The 17,209-nt window shown below is 41.8% G+C and carries 17 protein-coding genes; 10 read left to right on the top strand and 7 right to left on the bottom strand.

Going from position 1 to position 17,209, the window contains the following annotated elements:
- Positions 1 to 229: 229 nt before the first annotated feature.
- On the bottom strand, positions 230 to 1,111 hold the full coding sequence (locus JI666_RS17320) for a DUF3794 domain-containing protein (protein ID WP_206894199.1): 882 nt from the start codon (positions 1,109 to 1,111) through the stop codon (positions 230 to 232).
- A gap of 449 nt (positions 1,112 to 1,560) precedes the next feature.
- Here JI666_RS17320 and JI666_RS17315 point away from each other — a divergent pair, with 449 nt between their 5' ends.
- From JI666_RS17315 to JI666_RS17300, 4 genes are read left to right on the top strand one after another with little or no spacing between them, the layout of a single operon-like run.
- Positions 1,561 to 2,838 carry a collagen-like domain-containing protein gene (locus JI666_RS17315; protein ID WP_206894198.1) on the top strand — a complete coding sequence of 426 codons (1,278 nt, stop codon included), beginning with the start codon at positions 1,561 to 1,563 and terminating at the stop codon, positions 2,836 to 2,838.
- Positions 2,839 to 2,856: 18 nt separating this feature from the next.
- Complete coding sequence (locus JI666_RS17310) at positions 2,857 to 3,381, top strand: DUF3794 domain-containing protein (RefSeq protein ID WP_206894197.1); 525 nt, start codon at positions 2,857 to 2,859, stop codon at positions 3,379 to 3,381.
- Between the two features lie 13 nt (positions 3,382 to 3,394).
- The gene (locus JI666_RS17305; protein WP_206894196.1) at positions 3,395 to 4,009 is read left to right on the top strand and encodes a DUF3794 domain-containing protein; all 615 of its coding nucleotides are present in this window, start codon (positions 3,395 to 3,397) and stop codon (positions 4,007 to 4,009) included.
- Entirely contained in the window at positions 4,009 to 4,563 is a 555-nt protein-coding gene (locus JI666_RS17300) for a DUF3794 domain-containing protein (protein ID WP_206894195.1), read from the top strand. The genes JI666_RS17305 and JI666_RS17300 overlap by 1 nt, the downstream gene beginning before the upstream one ends.
- Positions 4,564 to 5,451: 888 nt before the next feature.
- On the opposite strand, the gene JI666_RS17295 is transcribed toward JI666_RS17300, so the two are convergent.
- Both JI666_RS17295 and JI666_RS17290 read right to left on the bottom strand, forming a co-directional pair.
- Entirely contained in the window at positions 5,452 to 6,234 is a 783-nt protein-coding gene (locus tag JI666_RS17295) for a YhfC family intramembrane metalloprotease (RefSeq protein WP_206894193.1), read from the bottom strand.
- A gap of 59 nt (positions 6,235 to 6,293) precedes the next feature.
- Positions 6,294 to 7,067, bottom strand: a complete 774-nt coding sequence (locus tag JI666_RS17290; RefSeq protein ID WP_349769354.1) for a PAS domain S-box protein — start codon at positions 7,065 to 7,067, stop codon at positions 6,294 to 6,296.
- 344 nt (positions 7,068 to 7,411) lie between these two features.
- Between JI666_RS17290 and JI666_RS17285 the strand changes: the two genes are divergently transcribed.
- Entirely contained in the window at positions 7,412 to 7,855 is a 444-nt protein-coding gene (locus tag JI666_RS17285) for an ASCH domain-containing protein (RefSeq protein WP_206894189.1), read from the top strand.
- 47 nt (positions 7,856 to 7,902) lie between these two features.
- On the opposite strand, the gene JI666_RS17280 is transcribed toward JI666_RS17285, so the two are convergent.
- Positions 7,903 to 9,735 carry a terpene cyclase/mutase family protein gene (locus JI666_RS17280; RefSeq protein ID WP_206894187.1) on the bottom strand — a complete coding sequence of 611 codons (1,833 nt, stop codon included), beginning with the start codon at positions 9,733 to 9,735 and terminating at the stop codon, positions 7,903 to 7,905.
- Positions 9,736 to 9,885: 150 nt separating this feature from the next.
- Positions 9,886 to 12,285 (bottom strand): M14 family zinc carboxypeptidase, encoded by a 2,400-nt coding sequence (locus JI666_RS17275; RefSeq protein WP_206894186.1) that lies wholly within the window; start codon positions 12,283 to 12,285, stop codon positions 9,886 to 9,888.
- A 393-nt stretch (positions 12,286 to 12,678) separates the two neighbouring features.
- Here JI666_RS17275 and JI666_RS17270 point away from each other — a divergent pair, with 393 nt between their 5' ends.
- The 3 genes from JI666_RS17270 to JI666_RS17260 all read left to right on the top strand — a co-directional run bounded on the left by JI666_RS17270 (position 12,679) and on the right by JI666_RS17260 (position 14,621).
- Positions 12,679 to 13,104 carry a helical membrane plugin domain-containing protein gene (locus tag JI666_RS17270; RefSeq protein ID WP_206894183.1) on the top strand — a complete coding sequence of 142 codons (426 nt, stop codon included), beginning with the start codon at positions 12,679 to 12,681 and terminating at the stop codon, positions 13,102 to 13,104.
- A 27-nt stretch (positions 13,105 to 13,131) separates the two neighbouring features.
- Positions 13,132 to 14,313, top strand: a complete 1,182-nt coding sequence (locus JI666_RS17265; protein ID WP_206894181.1) for an NAD(P)/FAD-dependent oxidoreductase — start codon at positions 13,132 to 13,134, stop codon at positions 14,311 to 14,313.
- A gap of 131 nt (positions 14,314 to 14,444) precedes the next feature.
- Positions 14,445 to 14,621 carry a DUF4021 domain-containing protein gene (locus JI666_RS17260; protein ID WP_286170927.1) on the top strand — a complete coding sequence of 59 codons (177 nt, stop codon included), beginning with the start codon at positions 14,445 to 14,447 and terminating at the stop codon, positions 14,619 to 14,621.
- A 27-nt stretch (positions 14,622 to 14,648) separates the two neighbouring features.
- Here the strand turns inward: JI666_RS17260 and JI666_RS17255 are convergent, their stop codons facing one another.
- Together JI666_RS17255 and JI666_RS17250 are read right to left on the bottom strand one after the other, a co-directional pair.
- Positions 14,649 to 15,485 (bottom strand): DUF2785 domain-containing protein, encoded by an 837-nt coding sequence (locus JI666_RS17255; protein ID WP_206894179.1) that lies wholly within the window; start codon positions 15,483 to 15,485, stop codon positions 14,649 to 14,651.
- Between the two features lie 85 nt (positions 15,486 to 15,570).
- Positions 15,571 to 16,053: a competence protein ComK gene (locus tag JI666_RS17250; RefSeq protein ID WP_206894178.1), complete on the bottom strand. Its 483-nt coding sequence runs from the start codon at positions 16,051 to 16,053 to the stop codon at positions 15,571 to 15,573.
- Between the two features lie 626 nt (positions 16,054 to 16,679).
- Between JI666_RS17250 and JI666_RS17245 the strand changes: the two genes are divergently transcribed.
- A complete protein-coding gene (locus JI666_RS17245) occupies positions 16,680 to 17,048 on the top strand; it encodes a YwqH-like family protein (protein ID WP_206894173.1) in 369 nt (122 codons plus the stop codon).
- On the top strand, positions 17,045 to 17,209 hold a 165-nt coding region (locus JI666_RS22015), incomplete at its 3' end, for a DUF5344 family protein (RefSeq protein WP_211201546.1). The genes JI666_RS17245 and JI666_RS22015, both read left to right, overlap by 4 nt.

The following is a 17,209-nucleotide window of genomic DNA, read 5'->3' as shown; positions in this document are numbered from 1 at the left end:
TCTTCACAGCTTGCCCACTTTCTAAGTTTGGTGAAACATATACACACATACCAATAAAGTGCAAAAGCATGAACAGGTTACCTATTTGAAAAGGGACAATGATACATAGATGAAACCCACATTGGATTCAAGTGAAACGCAATGAAAACCAGTGTCCCTCCATACTTTAGAACAAGCACTTCTAGAAACCAGATAAGAGGTTCAGTAAGAATGCTCCTTCTACTTGTTGCTATCTTAACCGTGAGTATTTCTTTCTTCTTCTACGCTTTGCATCTCTAATTTCATTCTCCACCCAAGAAGTGTAGCTCTGTTTATTATGTTTCGATTGGTCTTCTTTCTCAAACAGACTTTTGCAAGGCTTTGATTTATTGTCTCGTGCAGAATAGCGAATGAATTTATCTTTCCCACCTGAGTAGTGATCGTACTCCTCATCATCCTCATCTTCACGTTTATTCTTCGGTTCTTCATGATGATCGCAGCCACACCCCTGTTCATGCAGTGGTTCGTCATGATCTTCGCAGCCACATTCTTGTTCATGCTTAGGTCCCTTGTGATCCTCATGCTGGTGATCATGACAATCGCACTCACACTCATGATTATGACGATGGTTAGGATGGTGATGCTCTTCATTTTTTTCACGACGGTAGTGAAAGTGTTCTTCATGCTTTTCAATATGGAATTTCCCTGGAAACTCAATAGCACAAATCACAACAGAAACATAGAACGATCTGCAATTATGCTCCGTTAGGTGAATATCCTCTACTGCTATAAAAAAGTCTGCACAATCCGTTTCTGCTTCTATCACGATACAAAACGGGATCGAAAAATGAGCGGTGTGAACTGATTGACACGGTGTATTTGCTTCATACATGATTTTAATGTTTTTCACTGCATGGATAACCCATTTGCATCCCGAACGTTTTTTGATTAATTTAATATCCTTTTTATGAATCGTTACAAAGATGTCCAGTACCTCTTCTAAGTCTGGCTTAGCACAAGGGATGTTCAATAGATCTGTTTCGCAAATCGTTACAACGTCACATCTCGATGTTACTTCTGGATACATATGGTTTGGCGTTACCCCATGAATATTGTAAAACCAATCATTCATTCTTTTATCCCCCCTCTAGCTAACCAATTATCTACTATGCTAGTAACACTGTATGCAGAGACTAATTACCAGTGATTACAATAACGTTCGCTCATAACTGCATTTCGTATAGTGACATGGCTCATAGTCGTAGCAGCAACACTTCACTTTACATACGCGAACGCATTCGCACCTATAGCAAGATCGACAACAGCATTTCTTCTCATAATGTTTCTCGTAGGAACAACAGTTCCGTTTATAGTATGTTGTACAACATTTTTTCTTATAGGAGAAGCACGATTTCGACTTGTGACATCTACTACACATAAAGAACACCTCCCTTTGAATTAGAATATGAATAGTTGAAATGGGAAGTGTGGACACCTTAAACATTTTCAATAAACAAGTATATTCGTCTATTCACTCTTGTCTCTATTGCCATAGTCTATTGTAAGAAAAGGAGGTATATCATGACAGGCTATAGGAATTTTAATGACCGTCCACGTAAAAAGCGGTCAATTTATGAAGAATCTCATAACTCACAACAGTCCTCTTATTATGCGTCTCAAGGGCCTAAAGGAGATCCAGGACCAAGAGGTGATAGTGGATGCTACGGACCTCCTGGAGCACCAGGATACCCTGGTTATCCTGGACCAAGAGGTGACGCAGGATCTCAAGGGCCAAAAGGGGACGGCGGATCAATGGGGCCAGGAGGACCAATGGGTTATCCAGGATACCCCGGCCCGCAGGGGCATTCAGGACCAATGGGTGTTCAGGGTCCAAAAGGTGATCAAGGACCTCTAGGACCAAGTGGACCACAAGGGCCAAAAGGTGACAGTGGATGTATGGGCCCTCCAGGACCACAAGGGCTTCAAGGACCAGTAGGGCCTAAAGGAGATAAAGGGGATCAGGGACCTGCTGGGTGTGCTGGACCTGCTGGACCAGCCGGACCTCAAGGAATTCCGGGACCACCAGGACCTCCAGGGTGCTGCGAATGTAAAGGTTCCGGTGGATGTAACGATTGTTGCTGTCCAGTTCCAGGACCACCGGGACCTCAAGGACCTGCGGGGCCAGAAGGACCCACGGGACCACAGGGACCACAGGGACTTCCAGGAATCAGCTGTCCACGTTGCGATTTAATTAAAAATGGCGGATTTGAACCTAGAATTTCAAGTGATTGGACGGTTCAGTGTCTAGTTGAAAACTCTAAAGATACTACTCAATTTGATCCTGCCAGCAACCTTTTTTACATGGCACACTCTGGTAAAAACTCAGCTTGCCTAAGACCTACTTTTAATGGAATTGAATGGGAGAAGGCTGTACTTGCTCAAGTAGTAACTATCAATCCTGCTTGCTTCTATGAATTAAACTTCTGGGGAGCTAGATTCGATCGCCTTAACGGTAATGTTACTCCCCCTAGTTTAACGACAACTGCATATGTTTTCTGGGGAGATAGAACAGCGGATGTCCAGGATATTTGTGGAATGGACCTAAGTGGTGCGGCAATGAAAATATGTAACCCACCAGGGGTACCTAATCAAATTGAGACAGCACCTCTAGTCGATGGAGAACCAGAAGTAATTACGAATTATGACTTTGAATCCTATCGTGCAGTACAGAGCTGTGATTCTCCAGTACCTGCAGGCACCACACAAGCAACGATCGTTTTTGTTGCCGAAGAAACAAACCCATCCCCAGATGCAACGATCGGCGGCGTTTGGTATATCGATGATGTTATTTTCGCATAAAAAAAAGGAGGTTAAAAAGTGAGTTATTTTGAACAAGAAGACATTATGGTAAGTGGGCTATGTGACGTAGACGCTTTTGACTTAACTGGCCCAGGAAAATACTGGACACAACTATCAGTCCAGGAAACTCTTATTCTGCCAGAACAAAAATATGATATCGAACAGCTTAACTCAATCAATATTGCAGTAAGAATCGTACGCCAAAAAGTAATTGAAACTCCTAACTCAGATGGTGTACCAAATCAAGAAGGTAAGCTTGTAACTGGTAGAAAATTAATTGTTGAAGGTGAACTGTGCCAGACGATTTCTTATACGGCTGATGTTGATGAGCAGTCTGTTCACTCAGCTCAATTTGCAGTACCATTCTCAGCGTTTATTGTTATCGGGGAAGATACACCTTTAACACAAAACTTTCAAGTGAACAGTTGTGTGGAGGATGTTTTTGTGGAGGATTTCACAGATCGTACTATTTTCAAAAATGTAACCTTACTGCTTCAAGCGGTAGAAGCTCCGGCAGTTGGATGTCCGGAAGACCAACATTGATTAGGAGAGTGAAATGATGAAAGCCAACTTAGGTCAAGTGAATTGTACCGTTACTGGAAATTATGTAGAATCGCCACACTCTTCTTGTGATGATCAGCCATTAATCATTACAACTGGAGAATGCTCAAGCGCCAAAAAAGCAGCACTATTAGCAGATGGAAATGACACATGGACGCAAATTTTCGTTCCAGAAGTATTGTGTGTACCGCCTCAAAAGCCAGACATTGAAGAACTAATGTCCGTAAATGCACGTGTTAAAATCATTTCTCAGCGCGTTATTCGTACGCCTTATTATGAATCAGCTCCCGATACTGTCGTACCTATCGAAAACGAAGAGGGAACATTTTTAACAGGACGCAAACTAGTCGTAGAAGGGATTCTTCGTCAAAAAGTGATCTACACCGCATGCACAGAAGATCAATCTGTCCATAGCGCTCACTTCGACGTTCCATTCTCTGCATTCATTATTCTGCCTGTTGGTACACCGCTCACAACACAATATAAAATTGATACGTGTATTGAAGATATCTTCATTAGCCGTACGACGGAGCGACAAATCTTTAAAAACGTTACACTCTTTATTAAAGCGACACCACTTGTATGTCCACCACAAGGAGGAGGTCAATAATGAGCTGCGGTTGCAATAACCATACACGCTGTTCCTGCCAGCCAAACGGCTGCCCGAGTGCTATTCAAATTGTAGGATTGTGTGATCCATCAACAATTACATTTGAAGGACTAGATACAGACGATCGTAACTGGACTGAAGTCTCAATACCTGAAGTACTTCACATTCCACCTCAAAAACCAGACATCGAAACAATTGACAAAGTATTTGTTCAAGTAAAAATTCTTTCGAAACGCGTCATTCGAACTCCAATAAGTACTGAAGAGAATGCAGAAGGAACAAAACTAACAGGATGGAAGCTTGTAATAGAAGGCGTCATTAAACAAAAAGTCGTCTATACAGCTTGGAATGCTGTTCAATCTGTCCATTCCGCTCACTTTACAGTGCCATTCTCAGCTTTTATCATCCTACCAGCAAATACAACAGAAGAAGATCGCTTCTGCGTAGAGACTTGTGTAGAAGACGTTTTTGTAAAAGCGATTAACGATCGAGAAATCTTTAAGAACGTTACGCTATTCCTAAGAGCAACAAAAGAACCACCTTTTTGCCCGTAGGACACAACAGCTCCATAATTCACAAAGAAGAAACACGATAAAGTATCTTGTTTCTTCTTACATAGATGAGGCTGGGACATAAGTAAATAACCATGAGAAAGACCCGAACAATTCATTTGAATCAGATCGGGTCTTTCGTAATTTACAGATAGGAAACAACCGCTTCGCCAACATACTTCGCTTTCCGCGGGCACGGCCTCAGTCGGAGTCTACGTATGTTGGCTACGCTAAGGTCATACTCTTACCATTCAAAATTCGCGATTTCCTTCATGTATTTTAGTTTTGTCCCAGCCTCATCACTTATTTCTTCTAGATCAATTAATTTCTACATCCATTTTTAGAATGAAATTAACTCTCATATCATTAAGGAGATGAATAGTTTCTTACCTCTGTACTCGACGAAAAAAAGGCCTACACTTGTAGACCTCTAAAAGAAAATAGCTTGTCTTATATGAACCTACTATAAGGGCAGACGAATGCGTTCCTACAAACAAGACTATTTTCATGAACATGAAAGGTGCTAACCTTAATAATCCTTACAACATTTACATTTCTTTACCTCACAGCAACAATACTCAACTTTGTAAACTGGCTTGCAAACATACTTCTTGCAACAACAATGAGAGTAACAATGATGTTTGTTTTTATATGAATGGTCATAATCTTCTTCATACTTATGACACTTAGAATAGCCCTCATGTTTGTGAGAATAACTCTTTTTGCATTTACTACACAAATCAACCACCTCCCTTAACAATAGTTTATGACTATTGAAAAGAACGGTGTGGATGAAGAGCAGTGTTTTGCAAAAATAGTTAAATTATCCATCATGTGGTAAAAGGGGTCAGCCACGCACCTGACCCCTTTTACTCCGTTTCGTATTTATAATTACTCATTCGCCTTATGAATAGCTGTCTTTATTCTACCTATCACTATAAATGAAAGAACGCCAATAACCGCCACATAACTCTCGATCACCCAAATGTTCGTAAAATGACCGGTTTGAAAAAAGACCAGAGGAAAGTCAATCGCTGCATGAATAAGAACAGCATAAAGGACATAAATGAATTTACCCTTTATTGCAGCATAAAGCCCCCATAGACTGAATGCAATTTGCATAAACACTGCGAAGAAACGTTCTACAGCTCCCAATAAATAAAAGCTAATTCCCTGATTCAAGATTGTCTCTTTCAATGTAGCTATCTCATCTGCTGCCAGCTGTACTCCCAAGTTTACTTCAAACGTCCCTGCATTAATCATATAAGCAAACAGGATATTCGGAAGTCCAACAGTTAACATGAGCACAATCGCTTCAATTCCTCCCCATCCAATACCAAACGAAAGACCATCTTTGTACTCACGGTACTTCTTCAGAAGCCAGATAAAGAGAAGAAACCTGCCAACCTCTTCAAATATACCTGCTGCCATTCCGCCGTACAATCCGAATAGCCATGGATAATTCGCATAGTTTGGGAAGTTCAGAACGACGACAACGTGCAGTGTTTTTTCAAGCACTTGAGTGATAACGATAAAACCAATGCTGCCGACGATTAGAGGTTTAACAGAAATCCCCGTTTTTTTCTTATAGAACAGGATTAACCCAACAAACAGTGCAAACGAAAAAACAACAGGTACAAACATTGAAATGATTATCGATTGGCTAACGATCATAATCCTCTCCTTATCAAAGGGTAAGGGAGTGAGATCAGGTACCCCACTCCCTTAACCTCCTATTCCATTAACATCCGTAACGCCATCTTCACATTTATCATCGTCTTTACTGACGAAATATCAATCCCTGTCTGAACAGCTTTCTGAGCTAATTCAGGTCTGAATCCGGTATAAATTAACGTAATTCCAAGCAAGCTCACGATTGCATTAATTTTGAAAAGAAACTGTGCTACCACTTCGTCGAAATTGTAGATTCCTGAAACATCAATAATCAAATGAGTTAGTTTCCGCCCCTGAATTTTCTTTGGTAGACTATCAAGCACTTGCTCGCTTCGACATTGATCCATCATTCCAACGAGTGGTAGAACTGCTATGCCATCTAAGACAGGTACAAGTGGAATTGATACTTCATCAACGACCTGCCTTAGCTTACGTTGCGCTTCTTTTCGCGGCGTAATATCCCGAACAATTGACTGTATCGCTTTTGTTTTACCGAAATAAACAGGATGACAGTACAACTCTACCTCAACAAGCGTTCCATCCAGCCGATAGATTGTCGTTTCAATAAGCTCCCCGATGATATTCTCTTCCTCGTTTTTCCTTATTCGTTCAACGATAAAATCTTTGTATTCATTGGTAAAAAGATCAACGATATTAGCCCCAATAATGTTCTCTTTCGTTGCTCTTAGAAAATCCGCACCCGCCTGATTTATATAAAGTACCTTCTGATTGGAATGTATAACGGTTGTTTCAAACGAATATTCGACAATTTGCTGATACATCGCTTCTTGTTGAATGACGGATACTTGTTTATCCCCCTTAAGCTGTTCCACTACACCACTCCCCCTTCTCATTGTTAGTCTTAATTGATGGTGTACAACTCACCGGTCATAAGCAAAGGTTTGAACGAAAATCATACATATTTACCAGAACAAGCAACATTACCTTAAAATTCTACAAAAAAGGGTTAATTCCTTTTTACTATTTATCTTTAAGGGGTCAGGTACGTGCCTGACCCCCGCTACTTTAAAGCATTAAAGAAAGTTATGGTTTATAAGATTGTCTAGCTCTACAACCGAAAAGATGATTGTGGAATCATGGTTTGTTTGAAATACTTGGTATTATCTAAGATTTATAGCATGTTGAATTTCACTTTTACTAACGGAGGTTATCACTAATGATTGAAGCAGCACAGAATTACTGGGATCACTACTGGAAGGATCGAGAAAAGCCTCAATCTGTCACAGCCTGGCAATTCGGGGACGATGCAGATCAGCTCGCTAATCTAGTAATGAGAGGAATCAAAACAGCTACATGCTCAGCGCACATCTTTTACGAATTTGATGAAGAGCCTTTACCAACAACAAACGACTATAGCATTATCCTCAATAGTCAAAACGAGCCGGTAGCAATCATTAAGACAGTTGAAGTTTCAATCGTTCCCATGAATGAAGTATCAGAGGAATTTGCAGCGGCTGAAGGTGAAGGTGACCTAAGTTATGAGTACTGGTGGAATGTCCATGAAGCGTTCTTCACAGCCGAATTAAAGGAAGTTGAAAGGGAATTTTCGGAAGATATGTTAGTGGTGTGTGAACGGTTTGAATTGATTGATGTTAAATAAAGTTGCTCACAAAAAAAGGGGTCAGGTACGTGCCTGACCCCCTCCACTCAACCAAACTTCCTCCGATAATGCCCTAACGCAAGTAGTGGCCAGATATACCGATAACTATGGTAATGAATGTAGAGGCCTCCTGCCATGCCCTGTCCTTTTGGATAAGCAGTCGTCCAGTCGTCTCTTTGGCCGTTTTCTAATAAGAAGTGAATGCCTCTTTCGATTTCCTGTGAGCGTTCATCCGTGCATGCAATGAGAGCGTCCACTGCCCAGGCTGTGTGCGTCAGCGTACTTACGCCAAGAGGCACATATTTCCGCTCAATGTCACTTTTGCAGGACTCTCCCCATCCACCGTCTTTATTTTGAATCTCCTTCAACCAGCGTACCGCTTTCTCAACCGTCGCCTGCTCCATCGATCGAACAGATCTTAGCCCTGTCAACGCAGACCACGTCCCATAGATATAGCAAATCCCCCAGCGTCCATACCAGGACCCATCCTCTTTCTGATGGTTCACTAACCAGTTAACCCCAGCCCTCACACTTGGATGGGTTTTATTTAATTTCGTGAACGTTCCTAAGAATTCAAGGGTACGCCCTGTTAGATCTGCGCCTGATGGATCGAGCAACAAATATTCTGCGCCCTGAAGTGGCAGTGCGCTTAACAATTTATTATCGATGCCTCTCTCAAAAGCTGACCACCCACCGTCGCTGTTCTGCATCGACATCATCCATGTACTCCCACGATCCCACGCACCCCTATACTCAGAATTTCTTTTCGCGAAATGCTTAATCGCTCTTAGGGCAGCTGTGGTGTCATCAACATCCGGGTTGATTGTGTTGATGTTCGAAAATCCCCATCCACCTGGGAGAGTATCAGGATTATGCACTGCCCAGTCGCCGTATAAAAGCTGCTGCTTCAAAAGCAAGTAGTGATTCGCTTTTTGAACCGTTTCTGATTTAGGAAGAACACCAGCCGCTTGCATCGCATAACTAATTAGCGCTGTATTCCATACATTTGCCGTCGTATATTGCATATGTGTTAGCCCATCGATTTTAACCTGCATCGACTGAATGCCTTGAATTGCCTTTGTAATAACAGGATGACTTTTTGAATAGCCAAGCGCCATCAGTGCAAAGATCATTAAGAAGGTCGAACTGAAATAACTCAGGAATGTTCCATCAGGTTCAATGCGATCAAGCATGTATTGCTCTGCTCTTTTTAAAGCAAGCGGTTTGTCATACCTCGGCTTCCTGAGAAAGGTTGTCGCATTTCCATCCTCAGTTTCACGTGAAAATCGTTCAACAGTAAGATCAGATAAATCTGGTCCTCCAGTGTTTTTTAGACTGTATTTCTTGTCTGCCAGAATTAAGATCGGAATGAGATTTGAGCGACCGAACACAGAAATATCAAACATGTTTAGCGGTGTGGTTAAAGGCTGTACCATAAGTTCAAGTGTAAATGGATAGTCGTTCGGCCACGGGATTTGACCTGTAATCGCTAGCAATATCTTCGAAAACATCCCCGCGTTTGCAAGGCCTCCCTTTGAGAGAAGATACCTCTTTACAATCCTCATATCAGGATCATTAGTTGATTTATAACCAGAAGAAAGAAGTGCGTAGTATGCATCCAGCGTCACATTGAAATTCGCTTCCTCTTCATCAGGAAATAGCTTCCACAGGCCATCCGAACCGCGTTTACTTAGAATTCGTTCAACAAGAGAACGAATTAACTCCTCGTTATGAATTTTCATCACTCTTAGCAAAATGACCATATATGCATCCGTTGTAACTCCCGTCTCAAACGGATAGTCCCAGTCCCCACCAGGCAATTGATCCTTCTTTAACCTTCGCACGATTCGGTTGATTTCTGATTCTACCTTTGCCCTCACTTCAATCAACCCTTTCCGCAGATATTCTTTTTCCTTATACCTATTCTTATAGGACGGGAACCATTCAAGAAAGGGGAGTGGGTCAGGCACGTGCCTGACCCACTCCCCCTTTAAAAAAGAGCTGACCCATTGGATCAGCTCTTTTCACTTCTATTCGCTAAACACTGCATTCGATAGCAGTCGGAACAAGTAATCCGTATGATCTCGGAATCCTGCTTCAATTCCAATTAACGTAATATCATGATCGCGCTCTTTCACAATGACAGGTTGCCCTTCTGCCGCATCACGATCCTCCCAGTGGCCTGCGACAAAGAAATCACCGGTATCGAATGATGCATGAATATCAGTATTTTCAACATTCGAATACCAAACTGGCTGATACACGAAGCCATAATCATTTGCTCCATACCCTGATGTTAAAGAGTGATTACCATAATCCACTTTCACAATTCCGTTACTGTTTGAGTAGCCTTTGTTAACCGTCACATCTGTTAATCCAAGCTTTTTCGTCGCATCAGAAGCGCCAGCTCCGATTGCAATGTATTTTCCTCCGTCTTCAACATAAGACTCAATCTGTTGCTTGAACGCTTGATATTGGCTTTCGTCATCCAAACCAAACGGGGCATTAGCTTCAATATTAGAGTATGAAATTAAACGAGACGTACCGCTATAGAAGAAGACATCCGTATCGCCAAGACCATGCTCTGCAAGCTCACGTGGAGTGATTTCATTCACATCAAACCCTAATCGTTCAAGTGATAGACGTGTTCCAGCATGCGACTGCGCTTTATAGATTCCACCATCTTTTAGTATCGTTACTTTCTTCGAGGTAAGGTTCTTTCCTCCCGCTTGAGTACCATTCACAACCTTAACTCCAGATTCTTTCACAAGCTTTTTCAAGTCAGGAGTTGGGTCTGCATTAATATGAAACTTTCCATCTTGGCCCCATTTTACGTCAAACCCATTCTGGATTAACTTGTTCACAAGATTCACAGCTTGCACGGATGAGTTTTCAATAACATAAGGACCAGAGTCAACTAGTTCTCCATCTGTAGAGACTTTTTTCACATCTGACGTTTTCACATCAAAGGAACGTTTTGCATCAACTTCAGTCGCTTCAAATCCCCAAAGCTCAGGAAGGTTCCACGCAGAAATATCGTACATGGCCGGAGTAATGTCCGTTATATCTTCTCCGTCCCATAGCATCGTATTCGCAAGTCCTGCTTTCGCCTGACTCATATCTACGATGTAAGTCCCTGCAGGATACGTTTTTCCATCGAACGTGAATGCCTTTTTCGCTTCTGTCACCTTAATATCATTGAACATTAAGTGCTCTACGGCTTTTTCTGTAGCAGTTGGATCCTTTTCATCAACTGGAAGAATGTAGGCTTTAGGAAAAAATCCTTCTGTGTGATACGGGTGATCAAACTGGATTCCACGCTTAAACACTTCAATTTGATCTTTAACCATCGCTTCTTTATTGTCATTAGAGAATTCAAGCGCACCCATGACCGCATCGTAATGCCACTTTACACCATCCCAATCATTTGTAGGAGCTTCAAGGGTGTATCCATATGCCCCGTGGTACATCGCATACATTGGGGTGAAAATCGGTGGATAGTCATCCCAGCCTGCTTCATCATCCCGCTGTGGTATGTATGTACCTGTCATCGTTTGATAGTTGACGTTAGACGTTTCTGTGTTTGTATTGTCATATTCACTTCTATGATCGACAATGTTACCTTCCATTGACTCTGCCTGATCCATGGCCCACTTTGAATACAGATCATATTCATAGTTCGGATTATGAGGAGGTGTACATGGCTCAATTAATCCAGGGTGATCTTCCCCTCCGTACGCTTTAACATAGCCGTGTAAATCAAGAAAGACCATTGGATTCCATTCTTTAATCAAGTTAACCGTATGCTTTGTCTCAACCTGAGACTGCGTAATGAAATCGCGGTTTAAATCAATACCGTTCGAGTTAAACCGTGTGGCATCGATGCGACCATCCGGGTTTGCTACCACATTAAAAATAAGAATGTGATTCTCAAGTAGCTCCTTTGTCTTTGCATCATCAGCTGTAGCGAAGCGTTCAATCAGTTGAAGTACAGCATCCGATCCAACGAATTCCGTTCCATGGATGGATGCATTGATCATCACAGGCACTTTAAAATCAGGGTGCTTTTCAATAAATTTCTCTGCTTTCTCAGGATTCTTAAACATCTTCTTTCTTAATGCTTTCTGATACCCATACTTCCCTTTTGAATCAGGATCTGAAATGGTGACAACATAAAGATCATGACCACCAGAAGATTGCGTAGGCGTCTCAACTGTTATCCGGTTGCTTTGCTTGTCAATTTCCTTAAGTTTCTGATCGACTTCCGAATAGTTCACAAAGTCATAATTCTCACTATTAAAAGGGCTTCCTTCCTCTTCCTGTAACGTTTCATTCCAATTCACATTCTTCCAATTCGCCTCAGCAGAACCTGTCATCGGCGCTGCAAAAAGACCGAGCGTGACAAGTCCAGCGATTAATTGCTTCTTCATCTTATTCCCCCTCTAATTAACTAAATAGTCTAACTTCTAGTTTATTACTCTTATTCAATATTTTGTATATGTCATTCATACTGATTGGTAGTAGGTCTTTTGGAGGGGGTCAGACCCCTGTCTGACCCCCTCCAAAACTCTTTTTCAAATGTAAGCGGTTAAGCAAATGCAATACATTGAAATTACCTTACCGATAACTTAACCTAAGTAAGTACGTATTGAAGATTACACAATGGTAGACACTAAAATAGGTGAATTATCAGATTTGCTATTAGCTTGCACATGCATCATGTGAGTCGTAACGATTCAGACCATGCATGGAAATACCTTACTATCGATTTTTCTTTCAACACGATAAATAAGCAAATTTGCTTACAAGAAGGAGTAGTGGTTATGTCAGAATCAACAACCAAAGAGACAACTCAAGCGACACAAGAGCAACGCGAATTACTCGATCAGCTCTTAGACCCCGAGGTACAGGAATCATTGAACACACTTGTAAAGGAGCTTCCGAAAGTAACTGAATTAGTGAACATGCTTTCTTCCACATACAACACCGTTAACTCCATCGCAACAGATGACGTGTTAATGAGTGATACAACGGAATTTCTATCAGAACTTATTCATCCAGTGAAATCTACTGCCAAAGAGGTTGCAGCGAATGCAATTGAAGCGAAGGACATGGCTGAGAAGAGTTCAGAAACAATCGGCGTTTTCGGTCTACTTAAAATGCTCAAAGACCCACAAGCACAGAAGCTTTTCAGATTTGTGAATGCTTACCTGAAAGTTTCTGGCGAACGCGACGACCAAAAATCATAAAGAGCAGCTAAGAATGGAGGAAACATCATGTCAAAACAAATCGTTATTCTAGGCGGAGGTTATGGTGGGCTTCTTGCTGCTTTATCCGTACGTCAATACTTAGGTGAATCTGAAGCAACCGTTACATTGATCAACCAAACACCAACACACCAAATCATCACAGAACTGCATCGTCTTGCAGCAGGAAACATAACCGAACAAGCAGCTGCCCTTCCATTAGAAAAGTTGTTAAAAGGAGCTAACGTTGACCTGAAAATCGCAACCGTTGATTCCTTCTCTGTTGACAACAAAGAAGTGAAGCTCAGAGACGGCTCTACTCTTTCTTACGATGCACTTGTCGTTGCACTCGGTAGCAAAACAGCTTACTTCGGAATTCCTGGACTTGAAGAACATAGCATGGTCTTGAAATCAGCTGAAGATGCTAACAAAATCCGTACTCATGTCGAAGAATGCATCAAGCGTTTCGCTGAAACAGGAGACGAAGCAGACGCAACGATCCTTATCGGCGGTGGGGGTCTAACCGGTACAGAGCTTGTAGGCGAACTAGCGGATGAACTTCCGAAGCTGACACGTAAATACGGCGTTAACCGCGATAAAATCAAATTAATGCTTGTTGAAGCAATGCCGAAAATCCTTCCAATGCTTCCGGATGAATTGATTAATCGCGCCATGACAAGCCTTGAAAAACGCGGGGTAACATTCCTAACTGACCTACCTGTTACAAACGTTGAAGGCAACACAATTGAGCTTAAAGACGGCCAGAAAATCGTAGCAAACACGTTCGTATGGACAGGTGGCGTACAAGGTAATCCATTAGTTGCTGAATCAGGTATTGCCGTAAATCGCGGACGCGCAACAGTGAACAACTACCTTCAATCCACTTCACACGAAGATGTATTCGTTGTAGGTGATAGCGCCGTATACTTCAAACCGGGTGATGAACGTCCACAACCACCAACAGCTCAAATCGCATGGCAGATGGGTGAGCTAGTTGGTTATAACCTCTATGCTTACCTTGAAGGCAAGGACTACCAAGACTTTACTCCAGTTAACTCAGGAACACTTGCAAGCCTTGGTCGTAAAGATGCTGTAGCATCAATTGGCGAGAACGCAACGTCCCTTAAAGGACTACCAGCTTCCGTCATGAAAGAAGCAAGTAGCGTTCGTTACCTCTCTCATATTAAAGGTCTCTTTGCGCTCGCGTATTAAGAGTTAATCAGAAAAAGCGGGTGGTGCCTGGCACCACCCGCTTTTTGTAGTTATTTGTTGAATCGTGACACTCCATCATTTCCGTATAAAAACCCCGCTTTGAGCCACTATAACAAGTAGGGGTGATTCATATGAAATTGAATAAGAAAAAATTCGCTAATCAGCCAACGATGATGAAGAAATCGTATGTAAACGAATACGATCTCGGCGTCGATCAAGACGAACAGGCTATGAATGGCGAATACGGGATGTTAGAAACGGAGCAGGAAGATCGATTGCCCGATTCGAATCCTAAACGAAAAAAATAAAAAAAGAGGCATAGCGTGAAGCTATGCCTACCCATAAAATTTCTCCGTCCATTTCTTCACCACGTTCTCGATCGTACCTCTTGTGTCTACACAGCAATTCTTAAACAAAAGCCTGAAATAACAGCTCTTCCAGAAATGCATCACATTTCCTTTCGTATGAAAGAAAGGCACACTGTACCCTTCGTTATTGAATAGCATCTCAAGCTCGTCCTCCATTCCAACAATCCACGAGACTAAGACGGCATCACCCACCCCCCTGTCCAGAAGGGCTTCCAACGCTAACAATATCCGCTCATCCTCATCATCTACATACACGCCGTCTTTAAACAAACAAAGTTGAATCGTCTCTAGACACTGCGTAACATGCTCCTTACCAAATGCTCTATGCTTCACCGCTTCTGCAAGCGCATCCGAACCGTGTGCAATACCATGCGCCCAGCCCTTCTCTTCTACATACCCGCGCGTATCCTGCTCTTCCTGCAAATACCGAACACAATGATCAATAGCTTTAGTTGCTTCTCCATCTGATAGAAAAGCTACATCTCGATCCTTCTCTAAAAGAAGTGCAACAACCAGAATTGAGAAAGAACGGGTGAAAACAGTATCCGTCCCCTTTTCACCAAGTCTATAGAATACGTGTTGATTATCTAAACAAGTCGTCATAACAAATTTCAGCTGCTCTACTGTTAAATAATCCTTCATCACAAGCTCAGCAAACGTTCCAAAAATAAGTTCATCCCTGAGCTCTGGATCCGTAGACCCGATCTCGTTCAGCATGGTCTTCAATAGAAGATCCAAATCAACTTGTTTCACTTGATCAGGGTGTTCGAAGTTCAACTGCTTTAATTCCGTTTTAAGTTCCATACCGTCTCCCCCCAAAAAGCATCTCTTACATAGTTTAACAAATTATAAGCAAAGGGGTCAGACACGTGTCTGACCCCTTCCCTTTTTAAGAATACACCGGATTGTTCGAATAGTGACTGATCCAACGCCCCATCCGCTCCATCTGTTTCTGCAATCTCCCAATGGAAACAGGGACAATTAACTCAAACCCATCTTGAAAAAGAATCTTCGAAGAACTCTTCGACAGCGCCGTCATCTCTTTCACATGCTGATAGAAAATCCAACAGCAATCCATTTTCTCTGGTGATTCGGTTGGAAAAACCGAAATCGAGTTCCAGTTCGACACAATGATCGGCGTTTGCTGCTCATACCTTAAATGATAAATAACAGCCTTTCTCCGACCTTCATATGTCATACCGGCCTCAAGACACGCATGCCGAATTAATTCAACCGGCGTTTTCGTTGATAAATAGATCCCATTACGGTCATAGATCCGAGAGCTATAACCAACCTCTTTCGCAAGCTCAATCGCCTTCGTTGTTTTGCTGATCTCATAGTCTTCCATTATCTCAGTATTATATTCTCTCATCCTTAGTATCCCTTCCGCTCTAATGTTAGATGAATTGTCACTTAATACCTTCCTTAAGGTTTCCCTTTCCCACGTAAAACGGTATACTAAGTGTAAAGTTGGTTTCCACGCCAACAACGACCCCAGAATGAGTCTGCCACGACTAGACATTCTGGGGTTTTTAGGTATGCCGTTCACTAACGATTCACCACCCTACCGTTCAATTACCTTCCTTTTCTGCTAGTCTGGATGACCTAGTGGCCTTTTCCCTTTCTCCCACAATCCAGTTAGATCCTACTAGTAATTTCCATCCTACTCTGATTATAGTTAATTATTTGAAATTTAGGAATACTTTTTTAGTATGATTTTATCACTTTATTTTTCTTTTTCCTTTCCACTTTTGAAAGGATTAGGAGCTATTGATTTTCGGTATAAAAGTTGTATAATATAATGGTTTTTTTATCCAATTAAGGAAAATCCAATCCGAGCGCATCTTCCCTCCTTCCTCACTTTTAGGTACTAAGACCCCATACATCAGTCTCATTTTCGGGAGGTTCCTCCTATTTACCACACAAGTGACTATTGGTACCCTATAATACTGTTTGAGCACGATTTTTCTTAACGACCATACAAAGGGGATAGAGCGAATGTCCTATTTATCATATTTACAATCCGAAGTAGCTGAAAAACAAGTTCAGCTTATCCGCCTACAATCTAGCTTAACTAAACTTGAAGGTATACAAAATGAATTCTTCCAGAATAAACAGCTTATCGATACTCCTGAACTCTCCCCCGCTACATGGGAAGGTGAGCTAGCGAACTCATTCAAAAATATACGAGAAGATATGAAACTAGCTTACCAAGATTTATCTACGAACCAGCTAAACACAGCAATGATCACAATGGAAAATAAAGCAAAGTATCTCAGGTACGAAATTCAAGCACTTGAAATGAACATTACCCAAGAAAGGCACCGCATTGAACAAGAAGCATTAGAAAGGAGAAATACCAATTGAGTAATGAACTACTAGTCAAATTCAATGAAATTGAACAGTCCATTAGTCGCATTGAAAAGAGTTTAAGTGCCTTTAACGCAGAACTTCCGAAGAACACAGGAGAAGGCAATAATCTTGATGTTGTGAACCGCTTGAATGAGTTGAATCACATGATGACAGAA

This window comes from Bacillus sp. NTK071, from assembly GCF_017303315.1.
Taxonomy (GTDB): Bacteria; Bacillota; Bacilli; order Bacillales; family Guptibacillaceae; genus Guptibacillus.
This window is presented reverse-complemented; position numbering and strand designations above follow the sequence as displayed.